General features: G+C 72.2%; 4 protein-coding genes. All 4 read right to left on the bottom strand.

Annotated features, from left to right (window positions below; translation table 11 throughout):
* Positions 1-50: 50 nt before the first annotated feature.
* Complete coding sequence (locus AOK11_RS37605) at positions 51-1,493, bottom strand: GuaB1 family IMP dehydrogenase-related protein (RefSeq protein ID WP_055598111.1); 1,443 nt, start codon at positions 1,491-1,493, stop codon at positions 51-53.
* A 107-nt stretch (positions 1,494-1,600) separates the two neighbouring features.
* Positions 1,601-1,966 (bottom strand): barstar family protein, encoded by a 366-nt coding sequence (locus tag AOK11_RS37600; protein WP_055598110.1) that lies wholly within the window; start codon positions 1,964-1,966, stop codon positions 1,601-1,603.
* A 210-nt stretch (positions 1,967-2,176) separates the two neighbouring features.
* Complete coding sequence (locus tag AOK11_RS37595; protein WP_055598109.1) at positions 2,177-3,223, bottom strand: sugar-binding transcriptional regulator; 1,047 nt, start codon at positions 3,221-3,223, stop codon at positions 2,177-2,179.
* Positions 3,224-3,301: 78 nt separating this feature from the next.
* Entirely contained in the window at positions 3,302-3,988 is a 687-nt protein-coding gene (gene rpe / locus AOK11_RS37590; protein WP_055598108.1) for a ribulose-phosphate 3-epimerase, read from the bottom strand.
* Positions 3,989-4,108 lie beyond the last annotated feature (120 nt).

Raw genomic sequence — 4,108 nt, 5'->3', positions numbered from 1 at the left:
GGGTTCGCGGAGGCCGCCCGGGGGGGCCGGCCGGACAGCCGGGACCCCGGTCAGGTCCAGCTGGCGTGCAGCGGCTTGCCTTCGGCGTACCCGGCGGCGCTCTGGATGCCGACGACGGCCTTCTCCCCGAACTCCTCGAGGGAGCCGGCGCCCGCGTAGGTGCAGGCGGAGCGGACCCCCGCGATGACCGAGTCGATCAGGTCCTCGACGCCGGGCCGGGTCGGGTCGAGGAACATCCGGGAGGTGGAGATGCCCTCCTCGAACAGCGCCTTGCGGGCCCGGTCGTAGGCCGATTCCTCCGAGGTGCGGTTGCGTACGGCGCGCGCGGAGGCCATGCCGAAGGACTCCTTGTAGGGGCGTCCGTCCGCGTCGTGCTGGAGGTCGCCCGGGGACTCGAAGGTCCCGGCGAACCAGGAGCCGACCATCACGTTGGACGCGCCGGCCGCGAGGGCCATCGCCACGTCGCGCGGGTGGCGGATGCCTCCGTCGGCCCACACGTGCTTGCCGTACTTCTTCGCCTCCGCCGCACACTCCAGGACCGCGGAGAACTGCGGCCGGCCGACGCCGGTCATCATGCGGGTGGTGCACATGGCGCCGGGACCGACGCCGACCTTGACGATGTCCGCTCCGGCCTCGATCAGGTCGCGGACGCCCACGGCGGAGACCACGTTGCCCGCGGCGATCGGGACCTGCGGGTCGAGATCGCGGACCAGCTTGAGGGCGCTGATCATCGACTCCTGATGCCCGTGCGCCGTGTCGATGACGAGCGTGTCGACGCCCGCGTCCAACAACTGCTGGGCCTTGCCCGCGACATCGCCGTTGATGCCGACGGCCGCGGCGATGCGCAGCCGTCCCCGGTCGTCGGTGGCCGGCGTGTACAGGGTGGCGCGCAGGGCGCCCTTGCGGGTGAGGATGCCGGCGAGGCGGCCGTCCTTGTCCACGGCGGGGGCGTAGCGCCGGTTGGCGCCGTCGAGGGTGTTGAAGGCCTCGCGCGGGTCCATGCCGGCGTCGACGAGCAGCAGGTCGCGGGACATGACCTCGCTGAGCTGCGTGAAGCGGTCCACACCGGACAGGTCGGCGTCGGTGACCACACCGACCGGCCGGTGCCCGTCGTCGACGACGACGCCCGCGTTGTGCGCGCGCTTGGGCAGCAGGGCGAGCGCGTCGGCGACGGTCTGGTGCGGGGCCAGCACGATGGGGGTGTCGAGGACCAGGTGGCGGCTCTTGACCCAGGCGACGACCTCGGTGACGACCTCGATCGGGATGTCCTGCGGGATGACCACGAGCCCGCCGCGGCGGGCCACCGTCTCGGCCATGCGGCGGCCGGCGATGGCCGTCATGTTGGCGACGACGAGCGGGATGGTGGTGCCCGTTCCGTCCGGGGAGCTGAGGTCCACGTCCTGACGCGAGGCGACGGCGGACCGGTTGGGCACCATGAAGACGTCGTCGTAGGTCAGGTCATACGGGGGCTGGATGTCGTTGAGGAAACGCACGTGCTGCACATCCCAGTCGATCAGAGGTGGCCCCCGGACAGGTCAGCCAGGGGGAAGAGCACGTACTTCATTGTCCCATGACGACCGGATCGCCCGTGCCGGTGCGATCATCCAGGCAGGTCGGCACGCGGCTGGGAGGAACCTCCGAGGGTGAGGGCCACGGTGAGCGCCGGGGTCCGCCGTACCGCTTCGGCGAACACCTCCCGCGCGGTCTCCCCCTCCGCGGGACGGGCCGTCGCGTAGGGCAGCCGGCCGTCCACGACGATCGGCAGTCCGCGTTCGACGGCGCCTTCGGGCCGGACCGTGTGGCCGGCGAGGAAGTCCGCGAGAGAGCCCGCGAGGGCGTCCCGGTTGCGGCCGAACCAGCCCGGCAGGTCCAGGGCGCGGGCGCGGCGGTCCATCAGGCCGTCCTTGTCCGTGGCCCCGTCGAGGTCGAGCGCGACCACGAGCCGGCCTGTCCGTTCGTGCGTCATCCCGGTACCGTCCTGAACGATGCGTAGGAGGCGTCGGTGCGGCACCTCTCGCCGCCGCGTCCGGTGACGGCGCGCCGGGCCCCGCGGTCGGCCGAGCGGCCCGCGAGGGGCGGGCCCGCCGACAGCGCGAGAAGGCGGGGCGGAAGACGAGGGAGGAGCCGCGGCACCGTACGGCCGATGCTGCCACGTCCGCCCTCGTCCCTCGCCCGGTCAGGGGCCGTCCGGGTCGGACCGGTTGAGGGCGGACCTCGGGGCGGGCCCCGCCGCCATCAGGTAGTCGGCGGCCGAGGTGTCCGTCACCAGGCTGGTGACCAGCCCGGAGCGCAGCACCGCGTCGATCGCGGGGCCCTTGCGCTGCCCGCCGGCGATCGCGACGACCTCGGGGACCCGGCGGAGCTGGTCTGTCTTGACCGTGATGCACCGCTCACCGAGGTCACGGCCGACCCGGCGCCCGTCGGCGTCGAAGAGGTGCGCGGACATCTCGGCGGCGACGCCGAGGGAGGCGTAGTGCTCCCGCTCCTCGTCCGTGAGCATGTCGTGCACCGTCGAGATGCCCGGCTCCCAGGAGCCGATGGAGACACAGGCGACGGTGACCTTGTCGAAGTACTCGAAGGCCCGGGCGATACCGGTCTGGTGGCGCAGTGCCTCCGCGGTCGCCACGTCCGGCAGCAGCATCGGCGCGTAGATGGGGTGGGCGTCGCCGCCCGACACCTGCGCGGCCCGCCGTACGGCCTCCACCGAGCCGCGCTCGGCGGTCCCGGCGTCGTACACACCCGTCAGCTGCACGACCGTGCAGGGCGCCAGCCGGTCCAGGGCCGCCGCCATGTGGATGGTGGACCGGCCCCAGGCCAGTCCCAGTACGTCTCCCTCGGTGACCAGCTCGCCGAGCAGGTCGGCGGCCACCTCTCCCAGGTTCTCGGGGTCGGGTGTCTCCGCGGCCTCGGCCGGGGACTCCACCACGACGGCGTGCCTGAGGCCGTAGCGGGCGCGCAGCGCATCGGAGCGCTCCGCGTCCAGCTCGGCGGGCACGCGGATCTCGATGCGTACGAGATCCCGTTCGAGGGCGGTCTCCAGGACCCGGGCCACCTTGAAGCGGCTGACGCCGAACTCCTCGGCGATCTGGATCTTGGACTTGCCCTCTAGGTAGAAGCGGCGGGCCATGGCCGCCGCCTGTACCAGCTCAGCGGGTCCCATCCGCATGGCTGAACGGCCCGCCGCCGACATACCCGACACGGCGATCTCCTCACTGCTGTTCACACTCTGGATTCGCCTTCATCCTTGCAGATCCGGCGCGGTCGAACGGCCCTGCTGGAAAGCCGTTCACGTTCCCGTGGCTCAGTGGTCGCACGCCCAGGATGCCTTGCCCGTGGCGGCTTCGGCCCGGTTGCGCAATGCACGTACCGCTTCGGCCGGGTCTTCCGCCCCGTACACGGCGGATCCCGCGACGAAGACATCGGCTCCGGCGTCGGCGCACTGCTCGATGGTGGACGCCGAGACACCGCCGTCGACCTGGAGCCAGAGGTCCAGGCCGTGCTTGCTGATCAACTCGCGGGTGCGGCGGATCTTCGGAAGCATGATGTCGAGGAAGGCCTGGCCCCCGAAGCCCGGTTCGACCGTCATGATCAGCAGCATGTCGAGCTCGGGGAGCAGGTCTTCGTACGGCTCGATCGGCGTCGCGGGCCGCAGTGCCATGGAGGCCTTGGCCCCCTTGGCCCGGATCTCCCGGGCCAGCCGCACGGGCGCGGCAGCCGCCTCCACGTGGAAGGTGACGGAACCGGCCCCCGCCTCGACGTACTGGGGCGCCCAGCGATCGGGGGCCTCGATCATCAGATGGCAGTCCAGCGGGATGTCCGTCGCACGGGCCAGCGACTCCACGACCGGCACACCGAGCGTGAGGTTCGGGACGAAATGGTTGTCCATGACGTCGACGTGGAGCCAGTCGGCTCCCGCGACCGCCTGCGCCTCGTCCGCGAGGCGGGCGAAGTCGGCGGAGAGAATACTGGGGTTGATCTGCGCGGCCATGCCCCAAGCCTGCCATGCCCTCCGGCGGGCGGCGGCATCGGTCCGGGAGGAATAAGGGCATATCCGTCACTCGCGTCCCGGGCCGGCCGGCTCCGGAGGCGGCCGGCCCGGGACGCGAGT

The sequence above is a fragment of the Streptomyces hirsutus genome, from assembly GCF_001418415.1.
GTDB classification, from domain to species: Bacteria; Actinomycetota; Actinomycetes; order Streptomycetales; family Streptomycetaceae; genus Streptomyces; species Streptomyces hirsutus.
This window is presented reverse-complemented; position numbering and strand designations above follow the sequence as displayed.

What these genes read in the sequence shown, in the direction of transcription:
- AOK11_RS37600 (WP_055598110.1), bottom strand. Translation starts at nt 1,966, where the DNA reads ATGACGCACGAACGGACAGGCCGGCTCGTGGTCGCGCTCGACCTCGAC.
- rpe (WP_055598108.1), bottom strand. Translation starts at nt 3,988, where the DNA reads ATGGCCGCGCAGATCAACCCCAGTATTCTCTCCGCCGACTTCGCCCGC.